At 50.8% G+C, this 22064-nt stretch carries 18 protein-coding genes; 17 read left to right on the forward strand and 1 reads right to left on the reverse strand.

Annotated elements, in window-relative coordinates; all coding sequences use genetic code 11:
- Window positions 1-177 precede the first annotated feature (177 nt).
- From garD to LA360_RS03330, 3 genes are all read left to right on the forward strand, one after another.
- Entirely contained in the window at window positions 178-1695 is a 1518-nt protein-coding gene (gene garD / locus LA360_RS03320; RefSeq protein ID WP_022201818.1) for a galactarate dehydratase, read from the forward strand.
- Between the two features lie 309 nt (window positions 1696-2004).
- Complete coding sequence (locus LA360_RS03325; protein ID WP_002583217.1) at window positions 2005-3336, forward strand: enolase C-terminal domain-like protein; 1332 nt, start codon at window positions 2005-2007, stop codon at window positions 3334-3336.
- A 349-nt stretch (window positions 3337-3685) separates the two neighbouring features.
- Window positions 3686-4009 (forward strand): enolase C-terminal domain-like protein, encoded by a 324-nt coding sequence (locus LA360_RS03330; protein ID WP_081031137.1) that lies wholly within the window; start codon window positions 3686-3688, stop codon window positions 4007-4009.
- Here LA360_RS03330 and LA360_RS03335 read toward each other — a convergent pair.
- Window positions 3934-4842 (reverse strand): AEC family transporter, encoded by a 909-nt coding sequence (locus tag LA360_RS03335; protein WP_022201820.1) that lies wholly within the window; start codon window positions 4840-4842, stop codon window positions 3934-3936. The genes LA360_RS03330 and LA360_RS03335 overlap by 76 nt on opposite strands.
- A 202-nt stretch (window positions 4843-5044) precedes the next feature.
- On the opposite strand from LA360_RS03335, the gene LA360_RS03340 reads away from it, so the two are divergent.
- From LA360_RS03340 to LA360_RS03405, 14 genes are all read left to right on the forward strand, one after another.
- Window positions 5045-6481, forward strand: a complete 1437-nt coding sequence (locus tag LA360_RS03340) for a serine hydrolase (RefSeq protein WP_022201821.1) — start codon at window positions 5045-5047, stop codon at window positions 6479-6481.
- A 134-nt stretch (window positions 6482-6615) separates the two neighbouring features.
- Window positions 6616-7266 (forward strand): precorrin-2 dehydrogenase/sirohydrochlorin ferrochelatase family protein, encoded by a 651-nt coding sequence (locus LA360_RS03345; RefSeq protein WP_070104007.1) that lies wholly within the window; start codon window positions 6616-6618, stop codon window positions 7264-7266.
- Window positions 7259-8167, forward strand: a complete 909-nt coding sequence (hemC, locus tag LA360_RS03350; RefSeq protein ID WP_022201823.1) for a hydroxymethylbilane synthase — start codon at window positions 7259-7261, stop codon at window positions 8165-8167. The genes LA360_RS03345 and hemC overlap by 8 nt, the downstream gene beginning before the upstream one ends.
- A gap of 1 nt (window position 8168) precedes the next feature.
- Window positions 8169-9749, forward strand: a complete 1581-nt coding sequence (gene cobA / locus LA360_RS03355) for a uroporphyrinogen-III C-methyltransferase (protein WP_174713934.1) — start codon at window positions 8169-8171, stop codon at window positions 9747-9749.
- A gap of 509 nt (window positions 9750-10258) precedes the next feature.
- Window positions 10259-11977, forward strand: a complete 1719-nt coding sequence (locus LA360_RS03360) for a carbon starvation CstA family protein (protein ID WP_112483274.1) — start codon at window positions 10259-10261, stop codon at window positions 11975-11977.
- 124 nt (window positions 11978-12101) lie between these two features.
- Complete coding sequence (locus LA360_RS03365) at window positions 12102-12860, forward strand: glycoside hydrolase family 25 protein (RefSeq protein ID WP_022201826.1); 759 nt, start codon at window positions 12102-12104, stop codon at window positions 12858-12860.
- Window positions 12861-12977: 117 nt separating this feature from the next.
- Window positions 12978-13412: a hypothetical protein gene (locus LA360_RS03370; RefSeq protein ID WP_022201827.1), complete on the forward strand. Its 435-nt coding sequence runs from the start codon at window positions 12978-12980 to the stop codon at window positions 13410-13412.
- Window positions 13413-13850: 438 nt separating this feature from the next.
- Window positions 13851-14729 (forward strand): DUF362 domain-containing protein, encoded by an 879-nt coding sequence (locus LA360_RS03375; protein WP_022201828.1) that lies wholly within the window; start codon window positions 13851-13853, stop codon window positions 14727-14729.
- A 191-nt stretch (window positions 14730-14920) separates the two neighbouring features.
- Complete coding sequence (locus LA360_RS03380; RefSeq protein WP_022201829.1) at window positions 14921-15295, forward strand: MerR family transcriptional regulator; 375 nt, start codon at window positions 14921-14923, stop codon at window positions 15293-15295.
- Window positions 15296-15537: 242 nt separating this feature from the next.
- Window positions 15538-15981: a hypothetical protein gene (locus LA360_RS03385; protein ID WP_225537286.1), complete on the forward strand. Its 444-nt coding sequence runs from the start codon at window positions 15538-15540 to the stop codon at window positions 15979-15981.
- A gap of 18 nt (window positions 15982-15999) precedes the next feature.
- Window positions 16000-16443, forward strand: coding sequence for an NUDIX hydrolase (locus LA360_RS03390; protein WP_002583204.1), 444 nt, complete (start codon window positions 16000-16002; stop codon window positions 16441-16443).
- Window positions 16444-16520: 77 nt separating this feature from the next.
- Complete coding sequence (locus LA360_RS03395; RefSeq protein ID WP_112483276.1) at window positions 16521-17903, forward strand: Wadjet anti-phage system protein JetA family protein; 1383 nt, start codon at window positions 16521-16523, stop codon at window positions 17901-17903.
- The gene (locus LA360_RS03400; protein WP_027642463.1) at window positions 17903-18652 is read left to right on the forward strand and encodes a DUF4194 domain-containing protein; all 750 of its coding nucleotides are present in this window, start codon (window positions 17903-17905) and stop codon (window positions 18650-18652) included. The genes LA360_RS03395 and LA360_RS03400 overlap by 1 nt, the downstream gene beginning before the upstream one ends.
- Window positions 18637-22026, forward strand: coding sequence for an ATP-binding protein (locus LA360_RS03405; protein ID WP_057571167.1), 3390 nt, complete (start codon window positions 18637-18639; stop codon window positions 22024-22026). Before LA360_RS03400 ends, LA360_RS03405 begins: the two co-directional genes overlap by 16 nt.
- The last annotated feature ends 38 nt before the right edge of the window (window positions 22027-22064 follow it).

Below are 22064 nucleotides of genomic sequence, written 5' to 3' on the forward strand. Positions count from 1 at the left end.
GTTCTTTAACGTTATTATAGCAAAGAAACACAGCCCTTGAAAGCAAAACAGAACTATTAATAGTTCTAAGAGAAAGCTTAAATTTAATAATTTTACTTATGAGTACCCCATTGATATAATTAAGCCAATGAAAAATACCATAGATTTTGAATCCAATCACAGCAGGAGGAGACAAAAATGAGCAGTCCTTTATACATTAAAATCAGCGATAAAGACAACGTGGCCATTGCGGTCAATGACATTCCGGCCGGAACCCTGGTCATGGACGGCGTGCGCGCGAAGCAGGACATCCCGCAGGCCCATAAGATAGCCCTGTGCGACATACCGGAAGGCGGTAAGATTATCCGGTACGGCGTGGTCTTGGGATATGCCATTAACCCCATCGGAAAAGGGCAGTGGATTAACGAAAAGATGCTGGAGCTTCCCACCCCGCCCTCAGTGGACGAGATGAAATTTGCCGCCAATCTGGTGACAGATCTGCCAAAACCGCCTGTGGACACCTGGGAGGGGTATGTAAATCCAAATGGAGGATATGCCGGAACCCGCAACATACTGGGTATCAGCACCACGGTCCAGTGTGTCACAGGCGTTCTGAATGTAGCCGTGGCCAGGATGAAGAGCGAGCTGCTTCCGAAATATCCCAATGTGGACGACATCGTCCCCATCAACCATGCTTACGGCTGCGGTGTGGCCATCAATGCCCCCGAGGCAAAGGTACCCATCCGCGCCCTGAGAAACCTGGCCAAGCATCCCAATTTTGGCGGGGAGCTGATGGCCGTGGGGCTGGGCTGTGAAAAGTTCACCGTGGAAATGCTCCTTGACCAGGCGGATATTTCCCCTGACAATGTCATCATACTGCAGGAGAAAAAGGGCTTTGACGATATGGTAAATTCCCTGATGGAGATGGCGGACAGGAAGCTGGCCAGGCTTAACCGGAGAAGGCGCCAGACACTGCCCCTTTCCGAACTTCTGATTGGCATGCAGTGCGGGGGCAGCGATGCCTTTTCCGGCGTCACGGCCAACCCCAGCGCAGGCTATGCCGCGGACATGCTGGTAAAGGGCGGCGCCACGGTCCTGTTTTCCGAGGTGACGGAGGTAAGGGACGGCGTGTACCTTCTGGGAGAGCGCTGCGTCAGCGAGGAAGTGGGGAAGAAGCTGGCAGCCGAGATGAAATGGTATGACCATTACCTGGAAAACGGCCAGGTGGACCGCAGCGCCAACCCCACTCCGGGCAACAAAAAGGGCGGGCTCTCCAACATCGTGGAGAAGGCCATGGGCTCCATTGCCAAGTCCGGCACCTCCCCCATCGTGGAAGTACTGTCTCCGGCGGAAAAACCTTCCAAAAAGGGGCTGATTTACGCTGCCACACCGGCTAGCGACATAGTCTGCGGACCCTGCCAGCTGGCCAGCGGCATCGGACTTCAGGTGTTCATGACAGGAAGAGGAACTCCTTACGGCCTGGCCATTGCCCCGGTCATCAAGGTGTGTTCCAGAAATGACATGAAGATGCAGTGGCAGGACCTGATTGATGTAAACGCAGGCCCCATTGCCACCGGAGACGCCACCATCCAGGACATTGGAACCCAGCTGTTCCATGAGATTGTGGATGTGGCCAGCGGCAGGAAGCAGAGTTATGCGGAGAAGTATAAACTGCACAATGATTTGTGCATCTTTAATCCTGCGCCGATAACCTGATGAAAAATCCATTCATTAATTTAATCCCAACCACTGGAACCCTCCGTAGCTGCATGTTATAATCAATATAATGTTGGGGTAAACAAATCGGAAGCGGCAGTTTTTACTGCCGCTTTTTTTGAACATTTTTCCGTATTGGCCTTCATATAAACACGGTTTTCCCAAAAGCCGGGCAGCCGAAAACAATAAGTTTTTCTAAGAATGAAAATAAATTTAAGTAATTTGACTAAGTGTACATTCTCTTATAAAATAAAGATAACAACAACGAAATTCAATCAAATCCTATCAAATAAAAGGAGAGCAATGATTATGACAACACCTGTAATCACAAAGATGGAAGTGTATCCGGTAGCAGGAAAGGATTGCATGGAGCTGAACCTGAGCGGCGCCCACGCACCTTATTTCACAAGGAATGTGGTGGTTCTTTACGCGGATAACGGCGAGATGGGCGTGGGTGAGGTTCCTGGCGGCCAAAAGATTACCAAAGCCCTGGAGGAATGCATTCCGATGGTGGAAGGAACCAGGATTGGCGAGTATAAAAGCACTCTGTTAAAGATAAAGAGATACCTGGATTCAAAAGGAGAGGAGGACGTGAGAGGAAATCAGACCTTTGACCTGAGGACCGGAGTTCATGTTATCACAGCCATTGAGGCGCCCTGTCTGGATTTGCTGGGAAAACATCTGGATGTTCCTGTATGTGAGCTGCTGGGCGATGGACAGCAGAGGGACAAGGTAAGAATGCTGGGCTACCTGTTCTTTGTGGGGGACCGCAATAAGACGGACCTGGCATACGATGCCGAACCGGACGCGGACTGCCAGTGGTACAGAATCCGCCATGAGGAGGCGCTCACCGCAGACAAGATTGTGGCTTTTGCCAGAGCCACAAAGGAGAAATACGGGTTCCAGGATTTCAAGTTAAAGGGCGGAGTCCTTGCGGGGAATGAAGAAATGGAAGTAATCCGCGCCTTAAAGAAGGAGTTTCCGGATGCAAGAATAGACCTGGATCCCAACGGAGGATGGCTCCTGGAGGAAGCCGTGGAGTATGTAAAAGGTATGCAGGGCATCCTGACCTATTGTGAGGACCCGTGCGGGGCCGAGGGCGTTTATTCGGGCCGTGAAATTATGAGCGAGTTCCGCCGCCGTACCGGATTCCCCACAGCTACCAACATGATAGCGACAGACTGGAGAGAGGTGGGTCATTCCCTGGAATCCCAGGCAGTGGATATTATTCTGGCCGACCCCCATTTCTGGACCATGAACGGTTCTGTAAGGGTTGCCCAGATGTGCCATGATTTCGGATATACATGGGGCAGCCATTCCAACAACCATTTTGATATTTCGCTGGCCATGTTTACCCAGGTGGGAGCAGCCGTGCCGGGTGAATATAATGCGCTGGATACCCACTGGATTTGGCAGGAGGGACTGGAGCGCCTGACCAAGGAACCCCTGCAGATTGTAAACGGCTGTGTGGAAGTTCCCAGGAAACCGGGACTTGGCATTGATGTGGACCTGGAACAGGTAAAGAAAGCCCATCAGCTGTATCTGGACAACTGTCTGGGCGGCAGGGATGACTCCGTTGTCATGCAGTATCTGATTCCGGGTTGGAAGTTTAATTCCAAGAAACCCTGCCTGGTACGCTAGAGCCTGTCTGAAACGCCATTGCATTCAGCTGTTTCAACGACAGCGGATTCTGAGTATTCAGCGGAATGTTCGGTCTGACAGGACTTGAAGGACCAGCTGAAATGTAAGACGGCAAGCTGTATATCGCATATACTTGAGCAGACAGAATTTCCCCGCTGTCTGCTCATACTGTTTTCTGTAAATCACACATTTTTATAATAATCCAGTACAGTATTTAAAAACTTGACACAGGCATTTGAATGTACCGCGTTGTTTTTCCAGGCAATTGTCTTGCGGGCAGCATAGGGATGCAGCTTTGAGACAAGGAGCAGCGTGGTTTCTAATTTCCCGATTCTTTTAATCGTCCAGGCTGAAGGCTGTCCGTGAAGCGATTGGGCCTGATGTGGACATTATTATTGAAAATCACTCCTTTACAGACGCACAGTCATCCACTCAGATTGGCCTGACAGCAAAAAAATATGATATCTTTTACTTCGAGGAGCCCACGACCCCCACGCCCCAGCTCAGCAAATATGTTCACGATAACACGGGACTGGCCGTTGCAAACAGGGAACGGATTTATATTGTTGTCCCGCCCTGTTCGTTTCATCTGTATTCTCATAAAAGCAGCATCAGAACCGGTATGGTTGCCAGGGACATGATGGTGGTGGTGACAATACAGCGGGAGGCGTAATCCTCATCCGCCCCGTATTTGGCTGCCAGAAGAGCACTGGTGCTTCCCGCAGGCATACCTGTAAGGATAAGGGAGACACCTGCCAGCATGGGCTCCGCGTGAATGAGGTTCAATATAAACAGGGCCACTAAGGGCAGCGCTATGAGACGCACAAAAGCCAGATAAAAAATACTTGGATCCAGAAGTTTTTTCCACGGAACACCGATGAGCATGGTGCCAATCACCATCATGGAAAGCGGTGTGGTGACGGCTCCTATATTGGCAACGGCCTCGTCTAAAAAGCCCGGAACCGGATATCCGGTCATCCTGCGGACAATGCCCAGAAATACGGTGACGATACAGGGATTCAGAAGGATATTCCTGCATTTTGTCCTGAAATCAGCGGTAGTGAACATGGCCAGGCCCGCGGTCCACATGAAGATGCGGTTGGGAATGATAAAGATGGATGCGGCAAAAAGACCGTCGCTTCCATATACCGCCGACACCATAGGCATTCCTAAAAACCCTGAATTATTGACCAAAGTACAGTATTGAAGGATACTCTTTTTCTTTTGCGGGTATTTATTATATATAACTTTTCCCAACAGAAAGGAGAGGATGGAGATGGCAACAGCCACCACCATGATTAAGGCTGTCTGTATCAGCACCTCCGGAGTCAGGGGCTTGTTGAAGGAATTAAAAATCATGCACGGCAGGGTGATTTTAAGTATGATGTCCACCAGTTTTTTCTTGGTGTCCCGGTCAATGAGCCCCTCCTTCATGCAGTACATCCCCACAGCCAGGTAAGCCAGAAGTACCATCTGGGCATTGAGCATTCTCGAAAAGCTTTCCATAAGTTCGGTTCCTCCAATGATGTATAAAATAATGGCACTGTTTCCAGGGTGTGCCAGTTAAAGTATACCGCAATTCCCATGGCATGGCTAATTAGTTTTTCAACGAGATACAATTAGAAATTTTAATTCATTGACAGCGGCCCTTTATTAAAATATAATCATGGATAGGCTGTTTTATTTTGATGAAAAAGAAGAGGTAATTATGCGTCGTATATCCTACATAATCACAAGTCTAATCATGGTCTTTTCAATGACCGCCATCACTGCCTTTGCAAAACCGGACTGGCCCATAGATACAGGGGTTCAGTCAGAGGCAGGCATTGTCATGGATATGGATTCCGGGGCCGTGCTGTTTGCCCAGAACATACACGAGCAAAAGATTCCGGCCAGTATCACCAAACTGCTGACAGCTCTTGTGGTTATTGAAAATACCAATGACCTGGACGCGCCGGTTACATTTTCCCATGACGCCATATACAACGTGGAATCCGGGGCCGGCAACAAGTTCAACCTGGAGGAAGGGGATGTATTAAGCGTCCGCCAATGTCTCTACGCCATGCTGCTCCAGTCATCCAACCAGTCGGCCAACGCCCTGGCGGAGTATGTGGCGGGCAGCAGACAGGCTTTTGTGGACATGATGAACCAGAGGATTGAGGAGCTTGGCTGTAATGAAAGCCATTTTGCCAATCCCTCCGGTTTGAACGACGACACCCAGCGCACCACGGCCTACGACATGGCCATCATAGCCAGGGCCTGTTTCCAGAACCCCACCGTGCTGGAGATTGCCTCAGCCAGGACTTCTTCCATACCGGCCACTGCCAACAATCCCAATGGGCGGACATTTTCCATCGAGCACAAGATGCTGCTGTCAGACGATTCCAACTATTATCCCGACGCCATTGCAGGTAAGACCGGCTGGACATCCCAGGCCGGACAGACCCTTGTCACCTACGCCAGACGGGAGGGCAGAGGCCAGATTGCAGTCACTCTTAAGAGTACCCAGAAAACCCACTATTCGGATACAAAGACCATTCTGGATTTCTGCTTTGCAAAATTCAAGAATGTGAACATAGCTGACAATGAAACCGAATACGTCACAGGCAGCGCGCCTGTAACCATTGGGGCGGAGACATATAATCCTTCGGAACTCTCCATTGACAGCGGAGCAGTCATCACCATCCCCAATGACGCGCAGTTTACAGATGCGAACAAGACACTTGAGACGGATTTGCCTGAGGGCCATCCCCAGGAAGCCGTGGCCAGACTGGTCTACACCTATAACGAGCGCAGGGTTGGGGACGCGTGGATTTACAGCTCCAGTGCGCAGGCAGTAAACGCAACTCCCTCTGAGCCCGGCGGGGACACTCCACCGGAGAGCCGGCCTGCAGAGGACGGACAGGAGGGAAATACCGGCTTTACGCTTCCAAGGGCAGTGCTCATAGGCGGCGGCGCGGTCCTGGTTCTGGCACTGCTTGCAGGCGGCGGAGTATTCTGGTTTAAAAGACGGCAGGCAGCGGAGCGGGAACGCCAGCGCATCCTCAGGGAAAAGCGCAGACAGCGTCTGGCGGATATAGGTTATACGGAAGAGGATTTCGAGCGCCTGTTAGATGAACGAAGAAAGCAGCATGACATGCGCTGATCCGCATTATGTGACAGATAAAAATAGCAGGAAAGAGACGCAGACAGGAGGTTTCGTGAATGGCTGTCTGCGTCTTTTTCGGTACTTTCGCCCGGACGGATATGCCCGGGGATATAATGGGAGGAGCAAACTTCATGGCATATTTTCCGTTTTTTGCAGATATTGAGGGAATGAAATGGCTGATTGCGGGCGGAGGCGGCGTGGCCTTGAGAAAGGTGCGGGATCTGCTTCCCTATGGAGCGGTCATCGAGGTGGTATCCCCGGACATGTGCCCTGGTCTGGATGCGCTGGCCCAAGACAATGCATACACGGACGTCCTTAAGCTGACAAGAAAAGAATTCGGGGACAGGGACCTGGACGGGGCCGACTTTGTCATTGCGGCCACGTCTGAGCCTGGCCTTAACAGCAGGATATCCGCCCTGTGCCGTTCGAAAAGGATTCCTGTAAATGTGGTGGATGTGAAGGAGGAATGTTCCTTTATCTTCCCGTCCATTGTGCGGGACGGTCCTGTGGTGGTGGGAATTTCTACCGGCGGCATGAGCCCTGTCATAGCCAGGTATCTGAAGGCCAGAATCCGGTCCGCAATGCCGGACAGCCTGGGAGAGCTGACAGCCCGGCTGGGGGCTTACAGAAAGACGGTCAAAGACATGTTCCCTGACTCGCCCCAGGTCCGTTCAGCCCTGTTTTACGAGCTGGCGGAGGAAGGGCTCAGCCATAACGGCTGTCTCACACAGGAACAGGCGCAAATCATAATAAACAGAAAGCTGGAACAGAAACATGAATGATATCATCCGCATTGGAACAAGAAAAAGCGCGCTGGCGCTGATTCAGACACAGCTTGTAGCTGATGAATTAAGGCAGGTCTGTCCTGGCATACAGGTGGAAATCGTGACAAAGGATACCCTGGGCGATCGGATACTGGATAAGCCTTTACAGGAATTCGGGGGCAAGGGTGTCTTTGTATCTGAGTTCGAGCAGGCCATACAGGAAGGGGTCATAGACCTGGCGGTCCACAGCGCCAAGGACCTTCCCATGGAGCTGGCCGAAGGACTGACCATTGCAGCGGTATCCGGGCGGGAAGACCCGAGAGATGTGCTGGTCACCATGAGAGGCCATGAGATTCAGCCGGAGAGCATGGTCCGCATCGGCACCTCCAGCCCAAGGCGGCAGCTTCAGGCCGGGTTGATGTGTAAAACACTGTGGCCGGGGGCTGCCGGGACAGAATGCAGCACCCTCAGGGGCAATGTGCATACCCGGCTCAGAAAACTGGAAGAGGGGAACTTTGACTGCATCATCCTGGCGGCTGCCGGATTAAAGAGACTGGGACTGCTTGAACAGGATACCTACGAATATACCTTTCTCAATCCGGAAGAATTCATACCTGCCGGAGGCCAGGGCCTGATGGCGGTGGAGGCAAAAGCAGGAACCATGGCTCACAGCCTCACCCAGGCCATGGACCATGCCCACGGACGCCTGTGCCTGGAACTGGAGCGGAGAGTCCTTAAACTGCTGGATGCCGGATGTCATGAGCCTATCGGCATCTACTCTGTCCCTGATAATGGGCAGTTGGAGGTATGGGGCATCAGCAGCCGCAGGGGAGAGGTAAAGAGGATTCATATGACCGGCGGTACGTCCCGGGAGGATATGGAAAAACTGGCGTTAGAAGCATGGAAAGGATTGATGTGATATGGAGAATACGGGAATGGTATATCTGGTAGGCGCAGGTCCGGGAGACCCGTCTCTGATGACCCTGAAGGGCCGGGCGCTTCTTAGCGCCTGCGGCGCCCTGGTCTATGACCATCTGGCATCCAGACGGTTCCTGGAATGGGTGCCCTCCGCATGCCGCAAAATCTATGTGGGCAAGCAGGCCGGGCATCACTCCATGAAACAGGATGAGATAAACGCGGTTCTGGTGGAACTGGCCCTTTCAGGGCTTACAGTGGTTCGTTTAAAGGGCGGGGATCCCTTTGTGTTCGGGCGGGGCGGCGAGGAAATCCAGGCACTTGAAGCCCACGGTATTCCCTACGAAACCGTTCCCGGCGTGACATCCGCCATAGCGGTCCCGGAATGCGCCGGGATACCCGTAACCCACCGGGGGGTAAGCAGAAGCTTCCATGTGATTACAGGCCACACCCTGGACGGAAAGGACTGTCTCCCCCCTGAGTTTGAAACATACGGGTCCCTGCCGGGCACTCTGGTGTTCTTAATGGGCCTGGGACAGCTTCCGGCCATTACAGCCAGGCTGATTGGGGGAGGATTGGCCCCGGACACGCCTGCGGCTGTCATTGAAAAGGGCACGCTGCCGGACCAGAAGGTAGTCCGGGCGCCGCTTTCAGGGATTCACGCCAAGGTCATGGAGGAGGGGATCGGCACCCCGGCCGTAATTGTTGTGGGCGAAACCGCCTCCTTTCATATGAACTGCGATATGAAATGCAGTTTTACCGGTCCTCTGGCCGGATACAGAATCGGCATGATTGGCACACGGCATTTTACAGACAGCCTTGGGCATGCCCTGGAACAGGAGGGAGGAGAGGCCCGCCCAATCCTGGAAATGGAAGTGATTTCCCATGCAGCAGATCCTGCCATGCAGGAAGCTTACAGGAACCTGTCCGCGTATACATGGCTGATATTTACCAGCGCCAACGGCGTGCGCCTGTTCTTTCAGGGAATGCAGCAGGCCGGCAGGGATTACCGCTCACTCGGTCATGTGAAATTTGCCGTTATCGGCGACGGCACCGGCAGGGAACTGGCGAATTTCGGTTTCCACGCAGACTATATGCCGGATTCCTTCTGCGCAGAGGCACTGGCGCAGGGGCTGGCATCCGTCCTTACCGGCAGCGACCGTATCCTGATTGCCCGTTCCAGGGGCGGCTCCCCGGTTCTTACCAGAATACTGGAAGAAGCCGGACTGGTTTATGATGATATTGCTCTTTACCAGGTGGAAGGCCGGCCGGTGAATGAGCAGAGTACGGAGGATACAGAAGGTCCGGCGGATGCCAAATCTCCGGAGGAAGAGGGATTTGATTACATTACCTTTGCCAGCGCATCCGGGGTAAGGGCTTACCTTTCAAGTGGCCTGGTTATAAAACCAGGACAAAGGTCAGGGCATACAAAGCTTGTATGCATCGGGGATATAACGGCAGAAGAGCTAAAAAAGCATGGAACAAAAGCAGATATCACTGCCGGAACATACCATATACAGGGATTGGTGCAGGCCATTGTGAAAGACGCCATATCCCGTAAGACGGAGGGACCGGCATCTGTATAACCTGTAGTTATGAACAATATATAAATAAAGTATAAAAAAAGTGTTAAAATATCATTGATTTTTCTGTGTTAAAGTGGTAAACTTCTTGACATCAAGAGTTTGATACTTGAGAAAAGCAATGACTGGGACATGTCATGGTTTCAGATTCCGGCACAGAGAGCAGCCCGGCTGGTGGAAGGGCGCGCGCGAGGAATCATGGCCTCACCCAACAGCTTCTGTTTTGAACCCCTTTCCTGAGAGGGAGGATAGTAGGGATGGACGGGTTTCTTTCCGTTAACAAAGATTCCGGCTGACTGAGAGCAGCAGGAACTTAAGGGGCTGTTCTTTTAACGGGGCGGCAAACAGAGTGGTAACGCGGATTGATTCGTCTCTGCATCGCAAGGTGCAGGGACCTTTTCTTTTTACGGGCCCGGTCATTATTCTTTTCAGGGCAGGATGCTGCGGCATGATGTTGAGGCATTGCCTGAACAAACTCTTTGAAACCTACTTTATATATGTGAGGAGACTTGATGATGAATGGTTTAGTGATGATGCTTTTAGCCGTAGTGGTATTAGGCGGTGCCTATTTGCTTTACGGCAGATATCTGGCAAAGAAATGGGGCGTTGACCCCGATGCAAAGACACCGGCCTATGAGATGGAGGACGGTGTGGACTATGTGCCGGCTGATACCAATGTGGTATTCGGCCACCAGTTTGCCTCCATTGCGGGAGCAGGCCCCATCAACGGACCCATCCAGGCCGCCATGTTCGGCTGGCTGCCCGTCATGCTGTGGATTCTTCTGGGAGGCGTATTCTTTGGCGCGGTTCAGGATTTTGCCGCCATGTATGCTTCCGTCAAGAACAAGGGCCGTTCCATAGGCTACATAATCGAGGTCTATATCGGCAAGCTTGGTAAAAGGCTGTTCCTTTTATTTACCTGGCTGTTCTCCATCCTGGTAGTGGCTGCCTTTGCTGACATTGTGGCAGGCACATTCAATGGTTTTGATGCCGCCACCGGCGAGAGAATCGCTGCTAACGGAGCCGTTGCCACCACATCTCTTTTATTCATTGCATTTGCGGTTGTATTGGGATGCTTCCTGAAGTATGGAAAATGCAGCAAACTGGTAAACACCCTGGTTGCCATCGGCCTTCTTGTGCTGGCTGTTGCGCTTGGACTGGCGTTTCCCGTCTATGTGCCCCAGAGCGCATGGCTCATTTTCGTATTCCTGTATGTGATTGTTGCCTGCGTGACTCCGGTATGGGCCCTGCTTCAGCCCAGGGATTATCTGAACAGTTACCTGCTGCTGGCCATGATTATCGGTGCGGTTCTGGGAATATGTGTTTATAATCCGGCCATCAACCTTCCCTCCTTTACATCATTTGTATTTACAGATGCAAAGGGAAATATTTCCTATCTGTTTCCAACCCTGTTCGTGACAATTGCCTGCGGCGCCGTATCCGGCTTCCATGCTCTGGTATCCTCCGGAACAGCCAGCAAGCAGATTAAAAATGAAAAGAACATGCTGCCGGTATCCTTTGGCGCCATGCTGTTAGAGAGCCTTCTGGCCATCACCGCGCTGATTGCTGTGGGTGCGCTGGCTACCAGCGAAGGCCTTCCCACCGGTACGCCTCCCCAGGTATTTGCTAAGGCCATCGCCATGTTCCTTACCGCACTGGGAATGCCGGATTCCATCAGCTATACGCTGATAACGCTGTCCATTTCCGCATTTGCATTGACCAGCCTGGATTCAGTGGCACGTGTGGGCCGTATTGCTTTCCAGGAATTTTTCACCAATGATGATATTGATCCGGCAAAGCAGAGTTCCCTGAACAAGGTGCTGACAAACAAATACTTCTCCACCATACTGACACTGGCTCTCTGCTATGCGTTATCCAGGGCAGGTTATGCAAGCATCTGGCCGCTGTTCGGCTCTGCCAACCAGCTGCTTTCCGCACTGGCCCTGATTGCCTGCGCCGTATTCTTGAAAAAGACCCACAGACAGGGCGTTATGCTCTGGGGGCCCATGGTCATCATGCTGGGCGTCACCTTTACGGCCCTGACTCTCAAAATAAAGGACCTCGTATCAGCCCTGTCAAACCAGTTTGTATTCGGCAATGCCCTTCAGCTGGTGTTCGCAATTCTTCTTCTGATTCTGGGCGTGATTGTTGCCTTTGAAGGCATCCGCAAGCTTTTGGCTAAGGATACGGAGGCTGATAAGGCGGCTTCAGACAAGGGCGTGACTGCGTAAAAGGCGTGTGACGCGCAGAAAGCCGGAAGTGGGAATAATCCCGCCTTGCTGAAACATGATAATAAATAGCGCATTGTTTTTTGATAAAATATACGGATACAGGTTCCGGAAAGCAGGATGGAAAATGAAACGCAGATACAAATGGCTCCGCATATTGGCCGCGCTGGTAGTTTTGGCAGCCTTTGCTGCCGGCATCATGGCTTATCTGATATGGAACGGACGGATTCTCTTAAATAATCCTTCCAGAACCCGTTATCCGGTGCGCGGTGTGGATGTGTCCCATTATCAGGGAGAAATTGACTGGGTAGTACTGGGGCAGCAGGATATTGATTTTGCTTACATCAAAGCCACGGAGGGCAGCTTCCATATAGATGAGAAATTTTCTCAGAACTGGTCCGGGGCGGCCCTGTCAGGACTGGCTGTGGGAGCATACCATTTTTTCAGCTTTGACAGCAGCGGAAAAGACCAGCTGGCGCATTTCATTCAGTGTCTGCCCCCCGGGGACGGGATGCTTCCGCCGGCAGTTGACGTGGAGTTTTACGGAGACAAGGCTACCAATCCTCCAAACCCGGCGGATGTGGGGCTGGAGCTTGCGGTCCTGCTTGAAGGTCTGGAAAGACAGTACGGGATGGTTCCTGTCATCTATGCCACGGAGGAATCCTGGAACCTGTACATCCGCGGAAGATTTGACCAATATCCCCTCTGGATTCGCAACGTAAAGACAAAGCCCCGCACAGACGGAAAACCATGGCTGCTGTGGCAGTATACCAACCGCCAGCGTCTGGCGGGATATGAAGGAGAAGAGACCTTCATTGACATGAACGTGTATTACGGAAGCCGTGAACAGTGGGAAACCTGGTACGGGAATCGTAATAAATCGTAAGGAGGAGCAACGATTTTATATGGAACCAACAACAGATGAATTAATAAAATCTATACCTCATATTCCCAGCGTGATACGCGCTGGAGCAGCAGTCCTCTGGGCATTTCCAAGGACACCATGGGAAGTTCCGGATGCCTGACCAGCTGTATCGCCGCATCCCTGACCGCTCAGGGAATACACAGTTTTTCACCGGGGGAACTAAATCAGGTTTTCAATGAAAATAATGTTTACAACGGCCAGGGCTCCATTGTGTGGAAGGAACTGGAACAGGCATTGCCCTATGCCAGGGTCCGGCTGGACTGCGGTACAGCCAGTGAGAGCATCGACCGCCTGCTGGAAGAAAAAATGTATCCCATTGTAAAGGTAAGGCGGAAAAGCGGAGCAGTGCACTGGATTATGCTCACGGGTACGGAAAAGGATACTCACGATATCACGGCCATGGATCCCATTGACGGGTTTGTTCACATGAGTGATTATGATAACCGTATCTATGGGGTCAGGGTAGTGACCGGCAGCGTGGAAACACTGGAAACTAACGGCGCTTGCCTATAAGCTTGATGAGGAGAAAAACACGGTCACATTCTACGATGAATCAGAAAAATCGTATCCTTACCGTTAGAGGACCTGGACAGAAGCCGCATTCAGGATGTCATTTACACTGATTTCGTGGCCTTTAAGCCGAACCAGACCGTTATCCGGGATATTGAAAAGGCGGGGACTGATTTCGGGATTAAATTGCGCTTTACGACATTTTAGGTTTTTGGACATTTTAAGAACAATTTACAAACATTCTACACAATCCCTCTTGACTTGGAGTTGACTTTAAGTTGTAGACTCTCATTATATCCAGGATTTATCACCCCAACAGGCCATCTGTCAGGGGTTTTACCTGTCCTGGACATTCTGCACCACAGTCTGTAAGAACTGCTGAAATGCAGACTGCCGATATGCGGACTACAGCCTGACAACATTTCAAGGAGGACAATCATTATGTCTATTGTTTACATGACAAAGGAAATCACACCGGAAAGCCTGGTCCGGATGTACCATGCATTGGGTATCTCGTTACCCGGCAGCGTTGCGGTGAAGATCTCCACAGGTGAACCGGGTGGCCGTAACTTTCTGCAACCAGAACTTATCAGGAACCTTGTACAGGAACTTAAGGGTACCATTGTTGAGTGCAACACTGCCTATGAGGGAAGAAGGAACACTTCCAAGGCTCACTGGGAAACCATGCGGGACCATGGGTTCACAGCCATTGCACCCTGTGATATCCTGGACGAGGAGGACCACATGCCCCTTCCGGTAACAGGCGGTTTTCATCTGACGGAAAACTATGTGGGCTCCCATCTTCAAAGCTATGATTCCATGCTCATGCTTTCTCATTTCAAGGGCCATGCCATGGGAGGCTTTGGCGGAGCCTTAAAGAACATGTCCATTGGCCTGGCATCTTCTTACGGCAAGATATGGATTCATTCTTCCGGCACCAGCACCAGGTTTGAGGATGTATTCACAGCTGACCACGATTCATTCCTGGAATCCATGGCGGACGCTGACCGCTCCGTCATGGACTATATGGGCCGGGAAAATATAGTGTACATCAATGTGGCCAACCGTTTATCCGTGGACTGCGACTGCGACGCCCATCCACATGATCCGGAAATGGGGGACATCGGCATTTTCGCCTCCACTGACCCTGTGGCCCTGGACCAGGCGTGCGTGGATGCGGTATACGCTTCTGAGGATGGCGGAAAGGCTGCTCTGATAGAGCGAATAGAATCCCGGAACGGGATACACACCGTGGAGGCCGCCCATTCTCTTGGCCTTGGCAGCCGCGGATATGAACTCAGATGTATCGATTCATACTAGTATGACCCACGTTAAATGCCTTGCTGGTTCGGTGAGGATGATTTTTTGAGAGTGCAGGTGCAAAAACGGAGGCGTAGTGGGTTCTACGCTGAGTATTTTGCACCTGTGCTATCGGAAAATCAGACCAGCGAAACAGTAAGGTGTTTAGTGTGGGTTATACTAGATTACAGTGTAAAGGAGCTGATGAAGGTTTGACCATAGCAGAGGTAAGCAGACAATATGACATATCGGCCGATACACTGCGCTACTATGAGCGAATCGGCCTTCTTCCCCATGTGGGCCGCACGTCCGGCGGCATCCGCAATTATTCCGAGGATGACTGCCATTGGGTGGAGTATATCAAGTGCATGCGCAGTGCAGGGGTTTCTGTGGAGACATTGCTGGAATATGTGACATTGTTCCGTCAGGGAACCTCCACCATCCAGGCCAGAAAAAACCTTCTTCTGGAACAGCGGGAGCGGATTGTGGCCCGAATCAATGAGCTGAACCAGGTCCTGGCAAGGCTGGACTGGAAACTGGACGGCTACGAGGAACGGATGCTTAGATGCGAGGAACATTTGAAATAGCTTTGCTCCGACATGGAAAACGCCTTATATTATAAGGGTGCAACAGATTGTTGCGTGACACCGGAACCAAAGGCAGGTAATATGAAACTTATTCTGCATTTTTTAGAACAGGATTTGTCAAGAGCTTGTTGTGTAGCAATGCGTTAGCACTCTTGATAAGGCATGGGATAAAAAATATTATCCGTAAAGCAGAAAAGAAATGACTAAATAAAATGCCGTACACATTTCAATCAGTGAAAAACATGGAAAAATTAACAGATAGCAGTAAACTATGTAATTTTATTGAAAGCTTTTCAGATTATGGAAATCAGTTTTCTCTCATATGCGGTAAAATCAAAGCGTTATTTGGTCAACCAATCTATAAGACGGAAAATCTGGAGAATCTTTTTTCATACTGCATTCTGGCGGCATCGGAAGAAGTGGAAGAAGTTTACTTAAATATTTACTGTGCAGGCTCAGGCCCCGCAGTTGGTGGTATGTCGGACGAAAAATCCAGAAAGGCAGCAAAGGCTTTAGTAGATTATGTCCGACAGGCAGAACCGATTAACTACGCATATAAAGCTTACTACTTAGACGGACCTACTGCTCTTGAATTCGGAATCAGAGATGGTACTCCTTATTATAACGAAACAGAGTTAAGACTTTCGGAGAAAGAATTCAGAGAGCTGTATGCACGTTTATTGTAAAACCGAGGAGACGACTACATGATAAACGTCGAATTTCACAACACAGTGGATGATTCCCTGCTGAAGTTTGCAGTCATCCTGTCCAGATACCGGGGCAAATGGCTGTTCTGCCAGCACAGGGAACGGGATACCTACGAGTGTCCCGGAGGCCGCAGGGAAGCAGGTGAAACGATAGAACACACGGCCCGCAGGGAATTATACGAAGAGACCGGGGCAGCCTGCTTCACCCTGACGCCGTTAAGCGCATATTCGGTCCGTGAGACCTTGGAAGACACGGACACTCCTGTCATAAACTACGGAATGCTCTATTACGGCAATATCACAGAACTGGGACCCATGCCTGAAGGGTATGAGATAGCCCGCATAGCGCTGTTTAGGGAACCGCCCGATAACTGGACCTATCCGGACATCCAGCCGGTTCTTCTGGAGTATCTGAAAGCCCGGCTTCTGGAGTCAGGGTAAGGTAAGGGCGAAATGATTTCTGATTGTCACTTCCGGTAATTCCTGCTATAATGATATGGAAATACGGAGGTTTGTAAATGATACTGATGAATGAAATACCAGACCGGTTCTGGAGCCTGTTCCGCTCTGTTAACCGGTCTACTTACATAGAAGCCCTTCTTAAAATCAACGAGGAGTACGAGTACAGCAATTATTTCCTCAGCAGGGAAGTCTGCATCCAGCTTTTAAGTGAATATTTCTCCCGGAAAAAATATGTCATATGGCAGGATGAGACCGAGGATGACTGGGATGAACTGGAACCGCCTGCCACCAGGGTTCTTAACTGGCTGCTGCGGACCGGCTGGCTCCGCAAGGTGGATGATTACGCCAGCATGACGGTCAACATCGTCATCCCGGATTACGCCGCGGTGATGATTGAGGCATTTTCCCGTTTGTCTAACGACGATGAGGACGAGACCCAGGTTTATATCCAGAATGTCTATGCCATTCTATTTTCTCTGAAAAACGACCCCCGCTCCAGCGTCAGCCTGTTAAATACGGCTCTGGTAAACACGAAAAAACTGAACAAGTCCCTTCAGGACATGCTTCACAATATGGATAAGTTTTTTAGCAGCCTGCTGGAACAGAAGAATTACGGTACCCTGTTAAAGGAGCACCTGGAAGGATACGTGACGGAAATTGTCAATAAAAAATATCATATATTAAAGACCTCAGACAATTTTTATCTCTACAAGACAGACATTAAATCCTGGATAGCCGCCATGCGGGAGGACAGTTCCTGGATCAATAAAATGTGCGCCAAAAGCGCGGCTTCAACCAGGGGGCAGAAGAAGACGCCCCTGACAGAATACGATATTGTAGAGAAGCTGGACCACCTGGAGCGTGGGTTTGACGATATCGAACACCGCATCTCCAACATGGACAAGGAGCACACCCGTTATGTCAAGGCAACGGTCACACGCCTCAATTACCTGTTAAACCAGGAGGACAACATGAAGGGGCTTGTAATCAAACTTCTGAACCATATGTCGGAATACGGCTGTCCGGAAGATGAACTGACAGCTGTAAGCGCCGGGATGAATCTGTCCCAGATGACCATACTGTCAGAAAAATCCCTGTACAAACGCCGTAAGACCAAGGCGGATTTCACGGAACAGTTAAAGGATGAGGAAGAATCCGAGGAACTGTCCATGGAGGAAGTCCTGAACCTGAACAAGGTCAGGAACCGTTACAGCCAGAAGGAGATTGAAGCATTTATAGAAGGCAGCATGGCAGACGGGAAAATGGTGGTGGACGAACAAACCATACATTCAGACCAGGACTTTGAAAAACTGATACTGGCCTATGACTATTCCACCAGGAGAAAGAGCCCTTATAAGGTGGAAGAGGAAGATTCGGAAATGGTACACAGCGGCGGCTATACCTATCCGCGGCTGGTATTTGTCAGGAGGACAAGATAGTGGAAAACATGGAATTGGAAAACAGCGTGGCAGACATCGCGCCCGCGGCCGGATACACCGGAAACAGCATCCCTTACTACGACAATCTGATGCACTCGGAGCAGTCGGAAGTGACGGAAATCATCCGCCTCCTATGGCGCCAGACGTTCATACTGGAACATAAATATGACAAGCGTACCGGAAGATTCCAGTACAACAGAGACTACCGGGTATGCAGCAAACACCTGGAATTCATCAAGAATTATTTTGCCATCAGCGGAGTGGAGCTGCGTGAAAACAGCCAGATGGGCGTCATGTACATCCAGGGTGAAAATGTGGTGGGTGACAAGCTGCCCCGTCTCGCCACCCTGTACCTGCTGGTGCTGAAGCTGATATACGATGAACAGATGGAAAGCGTTTCCACCAGTGTCAACGTCTATACATCCCTGCGTGAAATCCACGAAAAGCTGGGAAATTACAGGCTGTTTAAGAAGCAGCCCGCCCTCACGGATATACGCCGGGCAGTTACCCTTCTGAAAAAATACCAGGTCATTGAACCTTTGGATCTGTTAGAGGACTTAAAAAGTGAAAGCCGCATGATAATATATCCCTGCATCAACGTGGTGCTCATGGGAGACGATGTGCGCCAGCTTCTTTCCTCCTTTGATGAGGATACGGATGACAGCGGAGTCCAGCTGAAGGCCGAACTGGAGGAAGAAGACGCGGATGATATGACAGCAGAGGAAGGAGAACCATGGAACAGAAAATAGCAAATGATCGTTTTCTCGCCCTTTCCAGGATATGTTTGAATAACTGGCACTATATAACGAAAAGGACTCTGTCCTTTAATGATGAAATCAACTTTTTCACCGGACATTCCGGCAGCGGCAAGTCCACTGTCATAGACGCCATGCAGATTGTGCTCTACGCCAATACGGACGGCCGGGGCTTCTTCAACAAGGCTGCTGCCGATGACTCTGACCGCAGCCTGATTGAATACCTAAGAGGTATGGTAAATATCGGCGACAACAACGAATTTTCCTATCTGCGCAACCAGAACTTCTCCTCCACCATTGTGTTGGAGCTGAAACGAAGCGATACGGGCCAGTGCCAGTGCGTGGGAATTGTCTTTGATGTGGAGACCGCCACCAATGAGATATCCCGCCGCTTCTTCTGGCACAAAGGCCCCATGTGGGACAATGGCTACAGGGGCGGGAAGCGGACCATGTCCATCGTGGAAATAGAGGACTATCTTCAGGCCAATTACAACAGGGAGGAGTATTTCCTGACCTCCCACAACGAGCGTTTCCGCCGGATACTCTATGATTCCTACCTGGGCGGCCTGGACTCCGAAAAATTCCCCCTTCTCTTCAAGCGGGCCATCCCGTTCAGAATGAACATCAAGCTGGAGGATTTTGTTAAGGAATACATCTGCATGGAACAGGACATCCATATCGAGGACATGCAGGAAAGCGTCATGCAGTACGGCCGCATGAGAAAGAAAATTGAGGATACATGTGCGGAAATCCAATCCTTAAAACAGATTGAGGACCGATTCCAAAGCTATGCTGACAAGGAACAGCAGCTCAAAAAATCTTCCTATTTTGTGCAGAAACTGGAGATTCTGCAGCTTCAGTCAGAGGTCCGCACCCTGGCCCACAAGGCAAAGCTGGCGGGAGAGGATCTGGAAAAGCAGATCCAGGCCAGAAGCTCCGTGGACGAACAGATTGGAGAACTGACCCGGCAGAGCGACGAGCTGCTGCGCCGTATTGCCTCCACTGGGTACGAGGAACTTAAAAACCAGCTTAAGAGCCTGAATGAACTGCTGGAACAGCTGGGAAAAAGCGAGGCCAGGTGGCAGCAGGCCACAGATGCCTTAAAGCGCTGGGAAGAAGAGGACATCACCTCCAACCAGACTCTTTGGGATATAGAGGAATTTGAAAACCGCACCATTGATCTGGAGACATTGGAACGCCTGAAAAAATCCATGGCATCCATGCGCTCAGACACGGAAAAGCAGCATCAGGAGGCGTCTTCCGCACTCAGGGAGCTCAAAAAGCAGGAAAAGCAGACAAGGGATGAACTGGAAAAGCTTCGTTCCGGCAGCAAAGCCTATCCCAAATACCTGGAGAATGCCCGGAGCTACATCCAGCGCCGCCTCCTGGAGGAAACGGGTAAGAGCGTGGATGTGCATGTGCTGGCCGATCTGCTGGATGTAAAGAGAGATGAGTGGCGCAGCGCAGTGGAGGGCTATCTGGGAAATAACAAATTAAATCTGGTGGTAGCTCCAAAATACGCCAGGACCGCCCTGGAAATCTACGGGGAACTGGATAAAAAGGAATACTTCAACGTGGCTGTGCTGGACACGGAAAAGGCATCCCAGAACCAGCCCCAGGTACAAAAAGGCGCCCTCTCAGAGGAAGTGACTGTGAGGGAATCCTACTTAAGGCCCTATATGGACCTGCTCCTTGGCAGGGTCATCAAGTGCGATACCATAGATGAATTAAGGGAATGCCGTATCGGCATCACCAGCGGCTGCATGCTCTACCACACCTTCCGCCTGCAGCACATCAACCCGGATAACTATACTAAATTCGCCTATATCGGCAAGGACAGCGTCCGGAGACGTATCCGTCTTTTGGAGCAGGAGCTGGCGGCCCTGGATGAAAAGAAAAATCCATTGGAGGAGACGGTCAGGGAAGCCCATAGAATCCTGGCGCTTCCCTGGCTCTCGGCTGAGCCCCCGGAATACATGGACTGGCTGAAGGACATAAACAGCTATAAGGCCAAGGAGCGTGAAAAGAAAAAGCTGATACAGAAGCTGGAGCTTTTAAAGGAGCAAAATGTAGACCGGTTAGAACGGGACCGCCAGGCGGTCATCACGCTCTGCGACGGCAAAAAGAGGGAGAGGGACAGCCTGAATGTACTCATCCGCGATAAAGAGCGGGAGATAGAAGGATACCGGAATAAGTCCATTGACAGCCAGTCCGTTCTCACGTCAAAGGAACGGGAGTTAACGCAAAATCCTGACTATGACAATGAACTGACAGCCTATCTGTCCTCCAGGGATACGGTGCGCTATGACAGGGAAAAGGAAACCTATACTGTCAGGTGCAGCAAGCTGTCTGAGGCCAGGGAAGCAGCCTTTCAGGAGCTTCTGACGGTCAGGACCAGCTATATCCGGACGTATCCCAACCGCAATTTCCCGGTAAACGCCAGAGACAACGCTGTCTATGATCACCTTTTAAGCGCCCTGAAATGCGACAATCTGGAAGAATACAAGCAGAAAGCCACGGAACAGGCCAAATCCGCGGTAGAGCATTTCCGGGATGACTTCATGTATAAAATCCGCAGCGCAATCCGGGAGGCTCTTATCCGCAAGGATGAGCTGAACCGCATCATCAGCCGCCTGGATTTCGGAAAGGACAAGTACCAGTTTATTATTGGCCGCAACAAAGGACCTGACGGCCGATTCTACGATATGTTTATGGATGATTCACTGGATATCAATCCGGCGGACCTCAATTATTCCTATGAAAACCAGATGGACCTGTTTACCATTGAGCATGAAAAGCAGTATGGGGATTTGATGAATGAACTCATCAGCATTTTTATCCCCCCGGAAAACGCCGCCCCGGATCAGATGGACGAGGCCAGGCGGAACATGGATAAGTATTCAGATTACCGCACCTACCTGTCCTTTGACATGCAGCAGCTCATACAGAATCAGGATGAGGTTATCAAAATCCGGCTGAGCAAGATGATTAAGAAGAATTCAGGCGGAGAAGGCCAAAACCCGCTGTATGTGGCCCTTCTGGCCAGTTTTGCCCAGGCCTACCGCATCAATCTTCCCTCTAAGGTGGAGCGCAATCCAACCATACGGCTGGTAGTACTGGACGAAGCGTTTTCCAAGATGGACGGGGAGAAGGTGGCCAGCTGTATTGAATTGATCCGCGGACTTGGGTTCCAGGCCATCATCAGTGCCACCAATGACAAAATCCAGAATTACGTGGAAAACGTGGACAAGACCTTTGTCTTTGCAAACCCCAACAAGAAGTCCATATCCATCCAGGAATTTGAACGGGAGCGCTTTGTGGAGCTGATGCAGGATGAAGAAGATAGGAATGAGTTTGCGGATACATGACAGAGAACGTCATTATGAGAAAGGGATGGGAAGCCTTT

Source organism: Enterocloster clostridioformis, assembly GCF_020297485.1.
GTDB classification, from domain to species: Bacteria; Bacillota; Clostridia; order Lachnospirales; family Lachnospiraceae; genus Enterocloster; species Enterocloster clostridioformis.